Origin of the sequence: unidentified bacterial endosymbiont (assembly GCF_918320885.1) — a bacterium.
Lineage (GTDB): Bacteria > Pseudomonadota > Gammaproteobacteria > Enterobacterales.
The window spans coordinates 664,595-681,815 of the sequence record NZ_OU907312.1; the positions used below are offsets into that span (position 1 = coordinate 664,595).

General features: G+C 51.1%; 15 protein-coding genes and 1 pseudogene. 7 read left to right on the top strand and 9 right to left on the bottom strand.

Features of this window, described 5'->3' with window-relative positions; translation table 11 throughout:
- The first annotated feature begins 364 nt into the window (after window positions 1-364).
- Together cyaY and NL324_RS03360 are read left to right on the top strand one after the other, a co-directional pair.
- Window positions 365-709 carry an iron donor protein CyaY gene (gene cyaY, locus NL324_RS03355; RefSeq protein WP_253306338.1) on the top strand — a complete coding sequence of 115 codons (345 nt, stop codon included), beginning with the start codon at window positions 365-367 and terminating at the stop codon, window positions 707-709.
- A gap of 286 nt (window positions 710-995) precedes the next feature.
- Window positions 996-1,964, top strand: a complete 969-nt coding sequence (locus NL324_RS03360; protein WP_253306339.1) for a hypothetical protein — start codon at window positions 996-998, stop codon at window positions 1,962-1,964.
- A 63-nt stretch (window positions 1,965-2,027) separates the two neighbouring features.
- Here NL324_RS03360 and NL324_RS03365 read toward each other — a convergent pair whose 3' ends face one another.
- Window positions 2,028-2,540, bottom strand: coding sequence for a DUF5680 domain-containing protein (locus NL324_RS03365; RefSeq protein WP_253306340.1), 513 nt, complete (start codon window positions 2,538-2,540; stop codon window positions 2,028-2,030).
- A gap of 77 nt (window positions 2,541-2,617) precedes the next feature.
- Here NL324_RS03365 and NL324_RS03370 point away from each other — a divergent pair, with 77 nt between their 5' ends.
- Window positions 2,618-2,785 carry a hypothetical protein gene (locus tag NL324_RS03370; protein WP_253306341.1) on the top strand — a complete coding sequence of 56 codons (168 nt, stop codon included), beginning with the start codon at window positions 2,618-2,620 and terminating at the stop codon, window positions 2,783-2,785.
- Here the strand turns inward: NL324_RS03370 and NL324_RS08260 are convergent.
- Window positions 2,759-4,771: a tetratricopeptide repeat protein gene (locus NL324_RS08260; protein ID WP_301282749.1), complete on the bottom strand. Its 2,013-nt coding sequence runs from the start codon at window positions 4,769-4,771 to the stop codon at window positions 2,759-2,761. The genes NL324_RS03370 and NL324_RS08260 overlap by 27 nt on opposite strands.
- Window positions 4,772-4,828: 57 nt before the next feature.
- Between NL324_RS08260 and NL324_RS03390 the strand changes: the two are divergent.
- Window positions 4,829-5,041 (top strand): annotated as a pseudogene (locus NL324_RS03390) (IS30 family transposase); the annotation flags it as partial.
- Window positions 5,042-5,207: 166 nt separating this feature from the next.
- Here NL324_RS03390 and NL324_RS03395 read toward each other — a convergent pair.
- The 6 genes from NL324_RS03395 to NL324_RS03420 all read right to left on the bottom strand — a co-directional run bounded on the left by NL324_RS03395 (window position 5,208) and on the right by NL324_RS03420 (window position 10,389).
- Window positions 5,208-6,053, bottom strand: coding sequence for a tetratricopeptide repeat protein (locus tag NL324_RS03395; protein ID WP_253306343.1), 846 nt, complete (start codon window positions 6,051-6,053; stop codon window positions 5,208-5,210).
- 34 nt (window positions 6,054-6,087) lie between these two features.
- The gene (gene nfuA, locus NL324_RS03400; protein ID WP_253306344.1) at window positions 6,088-6,663 is read right to left on the bottom strand and encodes a Fe-S biogenesis protein NfuA; all 576 of its coding nucleotides are present in this window, start codon (window positions 6,661-6,663) and stop codon (window positions 6,088-6,090) included.
- Window positions 6,664-6,719: 56 nt separating this feature from the next.
- Complete coding sequence (locus NL324_RS03405; RefSeq protein ID WP_253306345.1) at window positions 6,720-7,451, bottom strand: phosphoribosyltransferase family protein; 732 nt, start codon at window positions 7,449-7,451, stop codon at window positions 6,720-6,722.
- Window positions 7,452-7,578: 127 nt separating this feature from the next.
- Window positions 7,579-7,824: a FeoC-like transcriptional regulator gene (locus tag NL324_RS03410; RefSeq protein WP_253306346.1), complete on the bottom strand. Its 246-nt coding sequence runs from the start codon at window positions 7,822-7,824 to the stop codon at window positions 7,579-7,581.
- Window positions 7,821-10,157: a Fe(2+) transporter permease subunit FeoB gene (gene feoB, locus NL324_RS03415; RefSeq protein WP_253306347.1), complete on the bottom strand. Its 2,337-nt coding sequence runs from the start codon at window positions 10,155-10,157 to the stop codon at window positions 7,821-7,823. The genes NL324_RS03410 and feoB overlap by 4 nt, the downstream gene beginning before the upstream one ends.
- Window positions 10,144-10,389, bottom strand: a complete 246-nt coding sequence (locus NL324_RS03420; RefSeq protein WP_253306348.1) for a FeoA domain-containing protein — start codon at window positions 10,387-10,389, stop codon at window positions 10,144-10,146. Before NL324_RS03420 ends, feoB begins: the two co-directional genes overlap by 14 nt.
- A gap of 402 nt (window positions 10,390-10,791) precedes the next feature.
- Here NL324_RS03420 and greB point away from each other — a divergent pair, with 402 nt between their 5' ends.
- The 3 genes from greB (at window position 10,792) to NL324_RS03435 (ending at window position 12,803) form a co-directional block, all read left to right on the top strand.
- Window positions 10,792-11,274, top strand: coding sequence for a transcription elongation factor GreB (greB, locus tag NL324_RS03425; RefSeq protein ID WP_253306349.1), 483 nt, complete (start codon window positions 10,792-10,794; stop codon window positions 11,272-11,274).
- A gap of 95 nt (window positions 11,275-11,369) precedes the next feature.
- Window positions 11,370-12,107, top strand: a complete 738-nt coding sequence (gene ompR, locus NL324_RS03430) for an osmolarity response regulator transcription factor OmpR (protein WP_253306350.1) — start codon at window positions 11,370-11,372, stop codon at window positions 12,105-12,107.
- A 39-nt stretch (window positions 12,108-12,146) separates the two neighbouring features.
- Window positions 12,147-12,803: an ATP-binding protein gene (locus tag NL324_RS03435; protein WP_253306351.1), complete on the top strand. Its 657-nt coding sequence runs from the start codon at window positions 12,147-12,149 to the stop codon at window positions 12,801-12,803.
- A 137-nt stretch (window positions 12,804-12,940) separates the two neighbouring features.
- On the opposite strand, the gene rpoC is transcribed toward NL324_RS03435, so the two are convergent.
- Window positions 12,941-17,155: a DNA-directed RNA polymerase subunit beta' gene (rpoC, locus tag NL324_RS03440; RefSeq protein WP_253306352.1), complete on the bottom strand. Its 4,215-nt coding sequence runs from the start codon at window positions 17,153-17,155 to the stop codon at window positions 12,941-12,943.
- Window positions 17,156-17,221 lie beyond the last annotated feature (66 nt).

Consider the following 17,221-nt stretch of genomic DNA (forward strand, 5'->3'; position numbering starts at 1 on the left):
ATCAAGCGGGGCTAGTGACTGGACAGCTGATAGTGAGCTGCTGCTGGCTAGGCGCCGTTAACGCCGAGTGCGGGAGGATGAGTGGACCTTTGACGCCGCAGCCAAACAGCGGTAACACCAGCAATACCCTGAAGTAATGTTTAAGCGCTAATCGGCTCACAGCGTTTGAAATCCAGTGAGGTTTAGGAAAGATCGGCTTATCAGGCATGCTATAAAACCTTACGATGACGCTTATTAAGATTGTACACTACTCGCTTGCATAACCCCTACTCTCTCGTCAAGATGCCTCATTAATCGACCATGCGGTCCTTGTATCGGGCACTGCCCTGCAGGGTAACCAGACACTCAGAGGGGTTTTTCAACGATGAATGAGACGAAATTCCATCACCTAGCGGACCAAGTGATGGCGCAGATTGAACAGATCCTAGAGGATTTCAGTCAACACGCCGCCCCTCAACACAGCATAGACTATGAAAACGACGGCAGTGTATTGACCTTGCTATTGAACGATCAGAGTAAAATCATCCTCAATCGGCAGAGCGCCCTGCAGCAGCTCTGGCTGGCAACACGGTGCACCGGCTACCACTTTAGTTATCAAGCGCAGCAGTGGATCTGTGTTCGGTCCGGCCGCTCGCTAGGGGCGGTGCTGAGCGAAGCCTGTGCTCAGCAAGCGGGCGTGATCCTGGCTTTTGATGACCTGGTTTTTTGAGACTACGGCAGCGGGCTAGGGGGCATTGCCCCGGCCCCTCACAGGGGGAGCGGGTAGTGACTCTCAATCATTGGTGAATGAATTGCTTAGTCGTTTTTGCAAGCTGTCTAAGCCAGTTAGACCTAGGCTGAATCACTGCTAGAATATTTCTAAGTGCATTCCACCAACAATCATGGTAAGCCACTACCAAAAAATCTCCTGAGTGGATCGTTTTTATATTTCATAAAAGGATAAAAAATGTTATCTTTATGATAATTTTTATTCTAAAAATGAGACAAAGATTATTATGTTGAACTGTTTTAACTTTAAAGTAATGAAAAAAAATGAAAAGTCAGCCCAAAAGCAACCAAACAGATCAGCAGCAGAGTCACTGCTGGCTAGCCAAATTGACGACATGCGCCACTTAAGCCTGTTATGGTCGAGGGGTAGCCAGAATAATCATCAACCGCCTCAGGAATCATCATTCCTTACAGTAGCTGAACCAGCAGCAGTACCCAAAAAAACCTGGATTGAGCAGTTTATAAAGGATCATGACTACGTTAATGTGCCAGCTCCCGCTAATGGCTATTTGTTACATTTTAAATCAAATGATAATCACTCGCCTCAGCAATCATCAGAAGATCATGATTACGTTAATATGTCAGCTCAGAAATCATTAGTCTTTAGGTCAGATAAACCAAAGGAAGACTCAATAACCACTCGGGGAGAACACTCTATAGTCGATCAAGATTATACCATTATGAAAGGTCAACCTAAATGTACTACTTCTGGTGATAGCTGTTCATGGTGTTCTAAATTGAAGGACGCTCCCTCGCCTCAGGAATCACTAGGCACTGGATTACAACTACAACAATCACTCGATCAAGCAATAGCTGAAATGGAGCAATTGAGTGAAGAGTTTAGTCAACGCTTGCTGTTACCACAAGACATTCATTCAGTTTTAAAACATCGATTACCCGTGAAGTCATCGTCAGCCAAGACGACAGCATCACAAAAATCAAGCATTACAACTGGAATAAATACAAAGATTCCAGCAACTGAGATGATGAGTTGTGAACTGAGGCAGGTTCTGCAAAATCGGAAGGAAAGAATAGAAAAAAATGAGCGGGCTCAGGTAAAAGGAGAAACATTGCCGCAGCAGATGACCGCTATGAATGATAATTATCTATCTGGGACAGAACCTTTTAACATCCAATTCTATCCTGATAGTAGAACAAATTTAGCGGTTACCGTTTCTGGCAATAGGAGTCAGTGACTGGGCTAATCACCCTGATAGTCTTTAATAAATCATCTTCATGATTTATCAGCCCTCCTAGGATCACAGAAGACGCATGTCAGGATTGTGCTGGCCGAGGATAAGCCCCCCGACATAGCGACGGTAGCAGGCGGGCTCTCCATCCATCAGCACGGTTTCACTACCCTGGAAGGTGCTAATATCACCCTCGGGACGATTGCTATAGAGCAGGTTCCCTCGCTTGTACTCCTCTGGGCCGCGCGTTGGGAAATGCGCGATCGGCCGCCTCAGCACCTCTTTTAGGAATGAGAACAGCGGTTGCTTGAGGTGAGTATACGCCTCATGAACGCCCCCTCGATAGACCATGCCCCACACGGGGATCGCTTGGTACCAGACGGTTTCCATGCCCACATCGATAATCTCTCCACAGTACTGATCCTCATAGCGAAAGGGATCCCTTTCGAAAAGATAATTGTTTGACTGCGGGCTTTTGGAGGCGACACGAGCGGCAGACTCTGTCGCTGCGTAGGTAGCCCGTTTGGCCTCGACAATAAAATCACAGAGCTGCTGTCGTGGGAGTTCGGTAATCAACATCATGATCTCTACCTCAGTGTTGGTTGGTAACGAGTTTCCCCTGGATAAGAGGGTAGTTTTTGCGGCGGGCAGGCACTACAGTGCTAGCACTGATAGAGCAACAGGCGCACCGCTTGGGAATTCGACGCTCGCTCTCTACGGTGTCACTGCTCGTGGTGCCCAAGCTGCTGAAGGCGCTGTTTGGCCATAGAGTCGCCTTGCTGCGCTGCTTGTCGATACCACTACACGGCGGTCTTAGCATCCTCTGATACCCCTAGACCCCGCTCGTACACCACGCCCAGGTTAAATTGTGCCGCTGGATAACCTTGCTCAGCTGCTTGTCGATACCACTCCACGGCGGTCTTAGCGTCCTGTGGTACCCCTAGACCCCGCTTGTACATCACGCCCAGGTTATTTTGTGCCTCTGGACAACCTTGCTCAGCTGCTTGTCGATACCACTCCACGGCGGTCTTAGCGTCCTGTGGTACCCCTAGACCCCGCTCGTACATCACCCCCAGTTTACATTGTGCCGCTGGATCACCTTGCTCAGCTGCTTGTCGATACCACTCCACGGCGGTCTTAGCGTCCTGTGGTACCCCTAGGCCCCGCTCGTACATCAGGCCCAGGTTATTTTGTGCCTCTGGACAACCTTGCTCAGCTGCTTGTCGATACCACTCCACGGCGATCTTAGCGTCCTGTGGTACCCCTAGACCCCGCTTGTACATCACGCCCAGGTTATTTTGTGCCTCTGGACAACCTTGCTCAGCTGCTTGTCGATACCACTCCACGGCGGTCTTAGCGTCCTCTGATACCCCTAAACCCCGCTCGTACATATAGCCCAGGTTATATTGTGCCGCCGGATAACCTTGCTCAGCTGCTTGTCGATACCACTCCACGGCGGTCTTAGCGTCCTGTGGTACCCCTAGACCCCGCTTGTACATCACGCCCAGGTTATTTTGTGCCTCTGGACAACCTTGCTCAGCTGCTTGTCGATACCACTTCACGGCGGTCTTAGCGTCCTGTGGTACCCCTAGACCCCGCTTGTACATCACCCCCAGTTTACATTGTGCCGCTGGATCACCTTGCTCAGCTGCTTGTCGATACCACTCCTCGGCGGTCTTAGCGTCCTCTGATACCCCTAGACCCTGCTCGTACATCATGCCCAGGTTATATTGTGCCCCTGGATAACCTTGCTCAGCTGCTTGTCGATACCACTTCACGGCGGTCTTAGCGTCCTTTGATACCCCTAGACCCTGCTCGTACATATTGCCCAGGTTATTTTGTGCCACTGGATGACCTTGCTCAGCTGCTTGTCGATACCACTTCACGGCGGTCTTAGCGTCCTCTACCCCTAGACCCCGCTCGTACATCACACCCAGGTTATATTGTGCCATCGGATAACCTTGATTGGCAGCCTTGATGAACCACTCCAGCGCGGCCTTATGATTTTGTGATACCCCTAGACCCTGATCGTACATATAGCCCAAGCTACATTGTGCCTTCGGATAACCTTGATTGGCAGCCTTACTGTACCACTCCAGCGCAGCCTTATGATTTTGTGATACTCCTAGACCCTGATAGTACATCGCGCCCAGGTTACATTGTGCCACTGGCTCACCTTGCTCAGCTGCTTGTCGATACCACTCCTCGGCGATCTTAGCGTCCTGTGGTACCCCTAGACCCAGACGGTACATATGGCCCAGGTTATTTTGTGCCATCGGATAATCTTGATTGGCAGCCTTACTGTACCACTCCAGCGCGGCCTTATGATTTTGTGATACCCCTAGACCCTGATGGTACATCACGCCCAGGTTATATTGTGCCTTTGGATAACCTTGATTGGCAGCCTTACTGTACCACTCCAGCGCGGCCTTATGATTTTGTGGTACCCCTAGACCCTGATAGTACATCACGCCCAGGTTATTTTGTGCCGCTGGATATCCTTGATTGGCAGCCTTACTGTACCACTCCAGCGCGGCCTTATGATTCTGTGAGACTCCTTGCCCCACTTCGTACCTCACCCCCAGGTTATATTGTGCCTCAGGATCACCTTGCTCAGCTGCTGCTCGAATTTGCTTCAGGTGACTCAAGTCATTGGGCAAGGGTTTAACCGGGTGATGAGCAAAGTAAACTACGCCGCTCACCAGGAGTAAACTGATGCTGAAGATCGCTAGCAACGTTTTTTTCATTAATTTCGCCATCACGGCTCCCTCTGCTGCTGATTCATCGGCACTCTCAATAATAGTACATATCACCCAGGTTATTTTGTGCCATCGGAAAACCTTGATTGGCAGCCTTGCTGTACCACTCCAGCGCGTCCTTATGCTAGTTATCAGCGGGGTACCAATGAAAATACTAATGGTTTAATCCGTCGATGCTGGCCTAAAAAAATGTGTATGGGGCCTCTGAGCAAACAGGAGATTAGAGATATGGAATTACGCCTTAATATGACTCCCAGAAAAGTGCTTTTGGGTCTAACTCCCTTGGAAGCTTATACCGGCTGCCGTGTTGCACTTATTGCGTGAATCCAGCGTTGGTGACGTGGGGAAATATCCCTGGAGAGGGGGTGGCTTTTGCGGCGGGCAGGGGCGATACAGGCTACCTTTCCGGATGTACATTCCTCTAGCGCTAGCCCTAATAGAGCAGCCGCACCGCTTGACGTTCGATCCCCGCTCTCTACGTTCTCAGTAGCTAGTAGTACCCGAGCTGCTGCAGGCGCTGTTTGGCCATAGAGTTGCCTTGCTGGGCTGCTCGTCGGTACCACTCCACAGCAACCCACCCATCCTGTAAGACCCCTAAGCCATTGTCATACATGATCCCAAGGTTATATTCGGAACAAGCATTACCCTGCTGAGCTGCTTTACGAAACCACTCCAGGGCTACCTGGTGATTTTGTAAGGCTCCTTGGCCATTTTTATACATCAAACCCAGATTATTTTGGGCACCACAGTGTCCTTGCACCGCGGACTTATAGTACCACTCGACAGCAGCCGAATGATCCTGCGCTACCCCTAAACCGTTTTGATGCATCAGAGCCAGATTATATTGGGCTTCAGCAGCGCCTTGCTTAGCCGCTGAATGAAACCACTCCAGGGCGATCTTATAATCTAGTGGTACACCGTGAGCATTGACATACATGGTTCCCAGGTTATTTTGTCCTGCTACATTCCCTTGCTTAGCCGCTTTATAGTACCACCCTACAGCCACCTTATAATTTTGTGATACTCCTAAGCCTCGTTGGTACATCAATCCAAGATCATTTTGAGCAGAAGAGTGACCCTGCACAGCCGCCTGATAGAACCACTTGACAGCGCTTGAATTATCCCGTGCTATTCCATTCCCATCCCTATACATAGCACCCAGAATATATTGAGCCCCTGGGTCACCTTGCTTAGCGTCTTCTCGAATTTTATTAACCTGACTCAACTTATCCGACGATGGTTTAACTGGGTGATGAGCAGAGTAAACTACGCCGCTCACCAGGAGTAAACTGATGCTGAAGATCGCTACCAATGGTTTTTTCATTAATTTTGCCATCACGGCTCCCTCTGTTGCTGACTCATCTGTACCTTCAATAATAGGAGTGCTCGCCGGCTTGATGCTCGGTGACATCTTGAACGCCGGTTAATTCGGGGAAATGCGCCAACAGCTCCTTCTCAATTCCCTCTTTTAGGGTGACATCCACCATGGCACAGCCATTACAGCCACCGCCAAATTGCAGCACCACGCCGCCTGCTTCGGTGATCTCCACCAGCGTCACTCGCCCGCCATGGCCAGCTAATTGTGGGTTCACTGTCGCTTGTAAAAAATAGTCAACTCGATCGAACAGCGGCGCATCTGCGGCCACCTTGGCCAGTTTGGCATTCGGGGCTTTAATGGTTAACTGTGATCCCAAAGATTCGGTGACAAAATCAATCACCGCCTGTTGCAAAAAGGGGAGCATCGGTGACTCAATATAAGCCACAAAGCCCTCAAAGGGGAGCGATTGATCCTCTGCGGTCACCGCCTCCGGTGGGCAGTAGGAGACCCCACACTCCGCTTGCACGGTGCCGGGATAGCTCACATAGACGCGGATCTGAGTCCCCAGCGGCTGCTCCGCTAGCAGTTGTCGAAAATGGGCCTGGGCGGCTTCAGTAATTTGTATCATGATAAGTCTTCTCTCAGCTAAACACGCAACCAGGCTGCGCTGATTTCGCTAGTCTACTATAAGCTCTGGGTTCGACCTAGCGTCCAAATGTGGATTTCAGCCACCCCCGCCCGACGCAGCAGCTGGCTCAAGGCCGCCACGGTGCTGCCGGTGGTGACCACATCATCGATCAAGACCACCCGAGTGCCCGCCAGCCGCACCTCAGCACCTGGCGCTAGCGCAAAGGCACGGCGCAGGTTGCGCCGCCGTGCCACGGCAGGCAGTTGCTGTTGTGGTACCGTCGCCTGCACCCGCTGCAATAGCGTGGCATCCCACGCGACCCCTAACCAGTGGGCGAGATTGGCCGCTAACAGTGCGGATTGGTTAAAGCCTCGTCGCCAGTGGCGCCACCAATGCAACGGCACCGGCAGTAGGAGATCGGGTTTTTCCAGCCCTAACCAGCGCCGTTGGGCTAACCACCGTAATAGCAGCAACCGCGCCAAGGTGGGGGCTAGCTCAAAGCGCCGCTGAAATTTAAACTGGTTGATCAAGCGACTCACCGGTGGTCCATACGGCGCCACGGCGAGTAAAGTATCCCAAGGGGGTGGTTTTTGTAGGCAACGACCACACAACGCTTGAGGGAGGGCGGTTGGCAGCCCACAACAACGACAGCAGGCCTGGGCTAGGAGATTCGGCAGCCAGTCGGTGGGCCAACAAACACTACAAATCCCTTGGGCTGCCGACCACACTGATTGCTGACATAACCGACAGCAGCCGGTTGGCGTGAATCGATAGAGAGGCCAGCGCATCTTGGTAGCGTAACGGATGCTCCCGCAAACAACACGCTTTTATCACCCTGCCCAGCTAACTTTTAGAAGTAGATCCAGAATCCATGGCCAATGCTACGACTGATAACCCCCGCAAACACCACGCCACTCAAGCAACATAACGGTAGTAGCAGCGACGCTGACAAACCCTGGCTGAGCTACAGCCGACCACACAACCGAAGCAGCCTCGCTTGACAGTCGGCTCGGGTACCTTTTCTACTTTTCCCAAAGCAATCAACCGTTCTAACAGCGCCGTGAGTAAATTAGCAGAGACGTTTAACTGGCGACTCAGCGCTTGTAGCTCTACCACCCCAGCCAGTGCCACAGCGTCACGAAGCTGTAATAAGCTGATCACCGACCCCCCTCCTCTGTAAGCCGCAGCTCAGCAGGCCGCTGAAATAACGAACCAACCCTCTGCCGAGGGGGCCAACGCGTTAAGAGCGCAAACAGTAAGGCATTAAATACCAAGATACCCGCCATCGTATAACTACTCTGCAGCGGATGTTGACTAAAAGTGACGCTTTGATAGTAGAGCGTCGCCAACGAATAGGCGACATTCACCCCCCAAAAAAATGAAAACCACATCCACCGCCACCCACTTTCACGCCCAATAGCGCCCAGGGTAGAGACACAGGGAATATACAGCAAGACAAAGATCAAATAGCTATAGGCAGCGGCCGGCGTTGCAAATTTGCGGGCGAGGATCGTGCGGGATAGCGGGCTCATGCCCTGATCACCGCTGGTCTCCTCGGTTGCTCCCCGAGAATTCACCCACCCGTCAAGCTTAAAGAGGGTGAGTAACCGCTGACCCGTCTCTCGCAGTGCCTGTTGAAGTTCCAAGCGCGGCTTAAACTGCGCCACATCCAGCGGTTCATAGAGCCGCTCTTCTGCCGCGTAGAGCGTGTCTAAAGTCCCCAAGACCACCTCTTTGGCAATCGCCCCAGTGAGCAACCCTACAGTCGCTGGCCAATTCTCCTCCTGAAGGCCAAGGGGTTTCAATAATGGGGTGAGCCGTTGGCCCACGCTCTCCAGCGCTGAAACCGGCTGCTCAGGACTCACCAACGCACCGGTTATCGTGCGGGTTTGTAAGCCACCAATCAGCAGATTCACCAGAATAATGAGTTTTCCTGCACGCCAGATAAACCCTGTTAAGCGATGCCAAATTTGCACGCCAACCACACGGAGTGAAGGACGCTGGTAGGGAGGCAGCTCCATCACAAAAGGAGCACTGGCGCCCTGCAGCAGCGTCCGCTTCAAGAGCAATCCGGTCCCCACGGCAACGCCAATCCCTAGTAGGTATAAAGCAAACAGTGGAAAGACCCCAGAGCGTCCAAAAAAAGTGGCAGAAAACACGACAAAAATCGCCAAGCGAGCACTGCAGGTCATAAAGGGGGCAATGAGAATGGTGAGTAGCCGCTCCCGTTCTCCATTCAGGGTGCGGGTTCCCATAATCGACGGCACATTACAACCAAAGCCAATAATCAGCGGTGCGAAAGCTTTTCCTGGTAATCCCAGCGCCTGCATGAAGCGGTCCATCACAAATGCGGCCCGGGCGAGGTAGCCAGAATCCTCCAACAACCCCAAACAGAGAAACAGCAAACCGATGGGGGGAATCAAGGGCATCAAAGTGTTGATGCCGCCCCCGATACCCTGCGCCAGCAGGTGGATTAAACCCTGGGGTAATCCTAGACAGCCTCCCAGCCACTGAGTGCCCTGACTCAATAGGAGGGCTGCACTCCGTTCAAATAGCGGTTGCAGGGCATCGCCAAGCCGAATCGATAAGAAAAACATCGCGTACAGAACCCCCAGAAATAGTGGGATCCCTAACCATCGGTTCAAGAAGATAGTGTCTAGCCGGTGCATGAGCTGATGAGCGCTCTCTGGGGAGGGCTCCATCCCAGCACAGAGGGTGGCGATCGCGCAGTACCGCGCATCGGCAATCAGTAGGGCAGCCTCCTCGCCCAGCGCCTGCTGTACGGCTCGCTGTGCGTCATTCAGTCGTAAAGCCAGCTGCTCGCTGGGTTCACTGGATCGATCACCTTCAAGCAGTTGTAACGCTAACCAACGTGCCTGAGGGGTCGATAGCGGCGACGGCAGCTGCTGGATAATAGACGGCAGTTGCTGTTCAATGGCGTCTGGGTAAATGACCGGCCAGGTAGTCACGTGCCCGCTGTGATCATCAATCGCTTGATAGAGTTGTTGCAATCCCTCTCCGCGAGTGGCCACCATCGGAATGACGGGGAGTGCTAACCGCTCTGACAGCTGCTGAACCTCCAGTGTCATCCCACAAGCCAAAGCGCTATCAAACCGATTCAGCACGACCAGGCAGGGAACCCCTCGCTCTAACAGTTGCACGGTTAAGTACAGATTACGCGCTAGATCAGTCGCATCTAGCACATTGATGATGAGATCAGCCTCCCCTGAACAGAGATAACGGCAGGCTATTTGCTCATCTAATGCTGCCTGTGGGCAGGGGGTGGTTAACGAATAGATCCCCGGCAGGTCGACCAGCGTTATTTGATACCGCGCTGTACAAAACTGCCCCTCCTGACGCTCTACCGTGACCCCAGCCCAGTTCCCCACCCGCTGGTTTAAACCAGTGAGCCGGTTAAATAAAGTGCTCTTCCCACAGTTGGGATTGCCCAGCAGTGCAGCCGTCAACTGGCGTCTAGCGTTAGGCAACGGCATCGACTGGCACGCCAACCGTCAGTTGTTCCAAATCCTTCTTGCGTAACATCACATTCAGTCGCCCGATTTCAAGTTGTACCGGATCCCCCAAAGGAGCAATCCGCACAACCCGAAACCAAGCACCTGGACGTATCCCCATAGAGAGCAATCTATGTCGATAGGCTGGGCTCATGGTGTCGGCAAAAGCCCCTATACGATAATGCTTGTGTGGTTCCAATTCACTCACAGTCATACCGGTTCATTCTCCATAGGCTACTCCCTGGTAGTCGATCAGATAATACCCGCCTATTATCGATCGCTGGCCCTATAGAAGGCAAATGATAGTGAGAAACATTATCATATACAATCAACCGCTGCAGCCTTATGTAACTAATTATTGCTAAAAAATCTCCCGCCGGGGTGCTTGGGGCAGATCCCTAATAAAGGATAAAACCTTAAAGAAAGCCGCTCACACGAGGGCAACCATCCATAGACTTCATGAGTGGTTCATGTTATTAGATACCCTCATCTCTCAAGCAACCACAGTGCGATGAACGACTTTATTAAAATCCTGATAAAGTAGCTGTGGACTGTGATGACTTTTATGGCGGCTTTAAAACAATCAGGACTAGAATCACATATCAGGTGTTGTGGAATGGCAGGGACACAGTATATCACTCGGGCAGGTTGGCTCCGATTAAAAGAGGAGTTGGACTATTTATGGACGGTGGCTCGTCCAAACGCTACACAGCTGGTTGCCGAAGCGGCTGCCTTAGGCGACCGCTCAGAAAATGCGGAATATCTCTATGGTAAAAAAGCGTTACGCGAACTGGATCGACGCATCGCTTTTTTGCGCAAGCGCTTGACGTTGCTACGAATTGTTGATCCCCACCCGCAACAAGCTGGACGGGTATTTTTTGGTGCCTGGGTGACGCTGCTGGATCAGCAAGGAGACCAGCCGTGCTACCGCTTAGTGGGCGCTGATGAATTTGATTTGAGCCAGAACTGGATCTCTATCAATGCCCCTGTAGCCCGAGCCCTCCTAGGTAAATATGTTAACGATCTCATAACCCTCTTTACCCCAAAGGGCAAAATAACCTACCGTATCCTAGCTATCGATTACCAACCCCCTAAATAGTAAAGTCCTGGTGTTGTTTTTCAGGAATGATCGCGACCAGGTATCTAAGTTTTCACAATGAACATACGCAGTGAGCGTTTGGGAGTCAAAGGAGCATGCACGAGCACCACAAAGTTTTAATTGTCGATGATGATATGTGTCTACGAGCCCTGATAGAGCGTTATCTCAGTGAACAGGGCTTCCAGGTACGTGGTGTGGCCAATGCGGAGCAGATGGATCGGTTGCTGACTCGTGAATCTTTTCAATTAATCATCCTTGATTTAATATTGCCGAGTGAGGATGGGCTCTCTATCTGTCGTCGTCTACGTAATCAAAATAATCTCATACCGATCATTATATTGACTGCAAAAGGCAATGAGGTCGATCGAATCATTGGACTAGAAATGGGTGCTGATGACTATCTAGCGAAGCCCTTCAATTCCCGTGAACTGTTAGCCCGCATCCGTGCAGTGTTACGACGGCAATCCCATGAAGCGCCAGGTGCACCAGCACAGGAGGAGGCACTCCTCACCTTTGGTCGCTTCAAGCTCAATTTAGGAACCCGAGAGATGTTTAAAGATGATCTTCCAATCCCCTTGACCAGTGGTGAATTTTCAGTGCTTAAAGTGCTAGGTAGTCACCCTCGCCAACCGTTTTCACGTGATAAATTAATGAATTTAGCCCGCGGTCGCGAGTATAGTGCAACGGAGCGCTCAATTGATGTGCAGATCTCTCGCCTACGCCGCGTACTGGAAGAAGATCCAGCCAATCCACGTTATATTCAGACGGTCTGGGGATTGGGTTATGTCTTTGTTCCTGATGGTCACTCCGTTAAAAGCAGTCAGCACTGTTGATCATCTCCTACCTTAACCAGCGTCATGGAAACGCTTCTGATGAAACCAGCAGACCAATCTGAGGATCTCTCGGCAGTAGAGATCCTCCATGATCTACAGACCCTGTTAGCCCGGATTCGCCTAGCCACTGATCTACTACAGACCCAAGATCAAGCGCTGCTGAGAGCCATTCACCAAGATATTGCGACCTGTCAAAGCCTCATTTGCCAGCAGTTTTCTCCCACTGGTTGCGCCACAGAGAGGCTAACCTCTACCGATCTCAATGCCTTGATTCAAGAGGAGATCATCCTCCTGAATCGTGATCAGCAGACCGTGCTTGAGCAAGATTTATGTGCGGGAACGCTCTGGGTAGCCATGCAGCGGATCGCTATCAAACGGGTATTAACCAATTTATTGGTGAATGCACGCCACTACGGCCAAGGTTGGGTGCGGATCAGCAGTGGGAGATCACTGGAGAGTGCCTGGTTCCAAATAGACGACGATGGGCCAGGGATTGAGCCTGATCAACACTCTCAGCTATTTCAGCCCTGGATTCGGGGTGTCGAGAGAGCGATTAGCAACAAGCTTGCTGGAGGCCATGGTTTAGGTCTCGCTATTGTCAAAAAGATTGTCGATCACCATCATGGTCGTTTGCACCTTAGCCGGAATAGCCGTAACGGACTGACCATACGGGTTATCCTACCGCTCCAACAATAGCACTGCCGGCAACCGTGATCTGACAGCCGCTGCTTAAAACGGCCACACGACCCCATTTTCGCTAAAGATCACTGCTCAGCGAACAAACCCGACAGGTGGTCGTCGCTAAGCAGTGATGAACGGACTATCCCAGTAAACTAGGCCTCATGGTCTCGACTACTTAACAGCTCTGCAAGATTAGCTGAAGCCATCTCGTGGCTAACCACCGGTTTCTGCTCCTCCTGAGCGGCTCCCTTGCGGCGTATTCTGGCCTGATGATGTGCATAACCCGTTCCTGCTGGGATCAATCGACCGACAATCACATTCTCTTTTAAGCCACGCAGCTCATCACGCTTGCCGCTCACCGCAGTCTCTGTTAACACCCGTGTGGTCTCTTGGAAAGAGGCTGCAGAGATCAGGGACTCTGTGGCTAACGATGCCTTGGTGATCCCCAGTAGCTCACGCGTATAGGTTGGCGGAACTTTATCTTCTGCTTCTAAAGCACGGCAAGCGATCTTAACCCGCGCCACTTCGATCTGTTCTCCTTCTAAGAAATTGGAGTCGCCCGAGGTGGCAATCGTCGCCTTACGCAGCATTTGGCGTACAATCACTTCAATGTGCTTATCGTTAATCTTCACACCCTGTAGACGATACACCTCCTGTACTTCATTCACGATGTAACGGGTCACTGCACGAACACCCCGCAAACGCAAAATATCTTGTGCCGCTTCCGGACCATCCGATATCACATCACCTCGCTCAACCTGCTCCCCCTCAAAGACATTCAGGTGACGCCACTTAGGGATCATCTCTTCATAAGGTTCGCCACCCTCTACCGGCAAAATTTGTAGCCGGCGTTTCCCTTTCGTCTCTTTACCAAAAGAGACGACCCCACTGATTTCTGCCAAAATAGCGGGCTCTTTCGGACGTCGTGCTTCAAATAGATCAGCCACTCGTGGCAGCCCACCGGTAATGTCACGCGTACCGCCTGATTCTTGGGGGATCCGGGCTAAAGTGTCGCCAACATTGACCACAGCCCCGTCTTCTAACTGAATAATAGTCTTACTCGGCAAGAAGTATTGAGCTGGAACATCAGTTCCCGGGATCAGCACATCATTGCCCGCCTCATCAACCAGTTTCAACGCTTGGCGTTGATCTCTAGCGGCGCTGGTGCGTTCACTCCCTTCTAAGACCACAATGGAAGAGAGTCCAGTCAATTCATCCGTTTGCCGGGTGATGGTCTGTCCCTCAACCATATCGACAAATTTCACAAACCCCCGGACTTCAGAGATCACCGGCATGGTGTGCGGATCCCAATTGGCGACAATCTCACCAGCTTCTACTTCGTGACCATCCTGATGGGTCATGACGGCACCATAAGGAATTTTATGCTTCTCTTTAGTACGCCCCAGGCTATCGAGTAGTACCACCTCTGCATGGCGTGAAGTGATTACTAAATTGTTTTCACTATTCAAAACAAATTTTGCTTTCTCTAACTTCAGGGTCCCACGATTTTTGACTTGAATGGCCGATTCAGCGGCGGCCCGCGAGGCAGCACCGCCGATGTGAAAGGTCCGCATGGTTAACTGTGTACCGGGCTCCCCAATCGACTGCGCTGCGATGACGCCGATCGCTTCTCCTAGGTTAATCAAATGTCCTCGTGCCAAATCACGGCCATAACATTTGGTACAGATCCCAAAATCGGTCTCACAAGTCACGACAGAGCGGACTTTAATGTGATCAACTGAATGCGCTTCTAACTGATCACACCAGTGCTCGTCCAGTAAAGTATTACGGGGCACCAGGATATCAGCACTGTGCGGTTGCAGTAGATCTTCAGCAGTGACCCGGCCGAGTACCCGCTCGCGTAAGGGCTCTTTAACATCACCCCCTTCAATCAGCGGGGCCATCACCATCCCCTCTTGCGTGCCACAGTCCTCTTCAATCACCACCAAGTCCTGGGCAACGTCTACCAAGCGGCGGGTTAGATAACCGGAATTGGCGGTTTTCAGAGCGGTATCTGCCAACCCTTTACGCGCACCATGCGTTGAGATGAAATATTGTAAGACGTTTAACCCTTCCCGGAAGTTGGCGGTGATTGGTGTCTCAATAATCGAGCCATCTGGCTTGGCCATCAGTCCCCGCATCCCCGCCAGCTGGCGGATCTGTGGTGCCGATCCCCGAGCACCTGAATCAGCCATCATAAAGACACTATTAAACGAGGCCTGTTGCTCTAGTTCTTGATGACGATTCAGCACCATTTCCGTAGAGAGGTTTTCCATCATCGCTTTGGCGACTCGCTCATTGGCCGCAGCCCAGATATCAATCACCTTATTGTAACGCTCACCGGCAGTGACTAACCCTGATTGGAACTGCTCCTGAATTTCTGCGACTTCACTTTCCGCTACGCTGATAATGCTCGCCTTATTATCTGGAATCACGATATCATCAATACCGACTGAACAGCCCGAGCGTGCCGCATAGGTAAATCCGGTATACATGATCTGATCGGCCAAGATTACGGTTGGCTTCATTCCCAATGTGCGGTAACAGGTATTGAGTAATTTTGAAATCGCCTTTTTCCCCTGCTGTTGGTTAATCAGAGAAAAAGGTAACCCGTGTGGAACCACCATCCATAAAATTGCGCGGCCTATGGTCGTGTCGACTAAGGTGGTCTTGGGCTCTAGGGTTCCTTGGCTGTTTGGCTGATACTCGGTGATACGAACCTTCACTTGAGCATGCAACTCAGCAGCACCGGTGCGATAGGCTTTCTCCGCCTCTTCAGGGCCCGTTAGCCACATTCCCTCACCGAGGGCGTTAATCTTAGTCCGGGTCATATAATAAAGACCTAAGACCACATCTTGTGAGGGCACAATAATGGGCTCTCCACTGGCCGGCGATAGAATATTGTTGGTTGACATCATTAAGGCCCGTGCTTCCAGCTGCGCTTCTAGCGTTAACGGAACATGCACAGCCATCTGATCACCGTCGAAGTCGGCGTTATAGGCGGCGCAGACTAACGGATGCAACTGAATGGCTTTCCCTTCAATCAGAACCGGCTCAAACGCTTGAATACCCAGTCGATGCAAGGTAGGCGCTCGATTTAACAGTACCGGATGTTCGCGGATCACCTCATCTAAAATATCCCAGACAACAGCATCCTCTCGATCAACCATTTTCTTAGCGGCTTTAATCGTGGTGGCCAGTTCACAGGCTTCCAATTTACCGTAAATAAAGGGTTTGAAAAGCTCTAATGCCATTTTTTTAGGTAAACCACACTGATGTAGCCGCAGATAAGGCCCAACGGTGATCACCGACCGCCCAGAGTAGTCGACCCGTTTCCCCAGCAGATTTTGGCGGAAACGCCCCTGTTTCCCTTTGATCATATCGGCCAGCGATTTGAGTGGCCGCTTGTTGGAGCCGGTAATCACGCGACCACGGCGACCATTATCCAATAAGGCATCAACCGCCTCTTGCAACATCCGTTTTTCATTACGGACGATGATGTCGGGTGCGGCTAAGTCGAGCAGACGTTTCAAACGGTTATTCCGATTAATGACCCGGCGATAGAGATCATTCAAATCAGAGGTGGCAAAACGACCACCATCGAGCGGTACCAGCGGGCGTAGATCGGGGGGCAAGATCGGCAGGACATTGAAAATCATCCACTCTGGCTTATTACCCGACAGAATAAAAGCTTCGAGCAATTTTAAACGCTTGGTGATCTTTTTACGCTTGGTTTCAAAGTTGGTTTCACTCAACTCTTCACGTAACTTGGCACACTCTGCTTTTAAGTCGAGGGTTTTGAGCAGTGCTTGAATCGCTTCCGCTCCCATCTTGGCTTCAAATTCGTCACCAAATTCCTCAAGCGCGTCTAAATACTGCTCTTCAGTAAGAATTTTACCACGCTCTAGGCTGGTCATCCCACTCTCGACGACGACATAGGATTCAAAATAGAGCACCCGTTCAATGTCGCGCAACAGCATGTCTAAAAGCAAACCAATCCGTGACGGCAATGATTTGAGGAACCAAATATGCGCCACCGGTGAGGCTAACTCAATATGCCCCATACGGTCACGCCGCACCTTAGTTTGGGTGACCTCAACCCCACACTTTTCACAAATCACCCCACGGTGCTTTAAGCGTTTATATTTACCACATAAACACTCATAATCCTTGATGGGTCCAAAAATACGAGCACAAAACAGGCCATCACGTTCCGGTTTAAAGGTACGATAGTTGATGGTTTCTGGCTTTTTAACTTCGCCATACGACCAAGAACGGATCATCTCCGGTGAAGCTAACGCAATTTTAATGGCATCAAATTCTTCGAATTTATTATGAGTTTTTAAAAAATTCAGTAGGTCTTTCACGTGTTGGCCCCTGTCGGCGTTAAAGCAGTACGAGCTCCCCTAGGTAATCGGTGATCTCTAGATAAC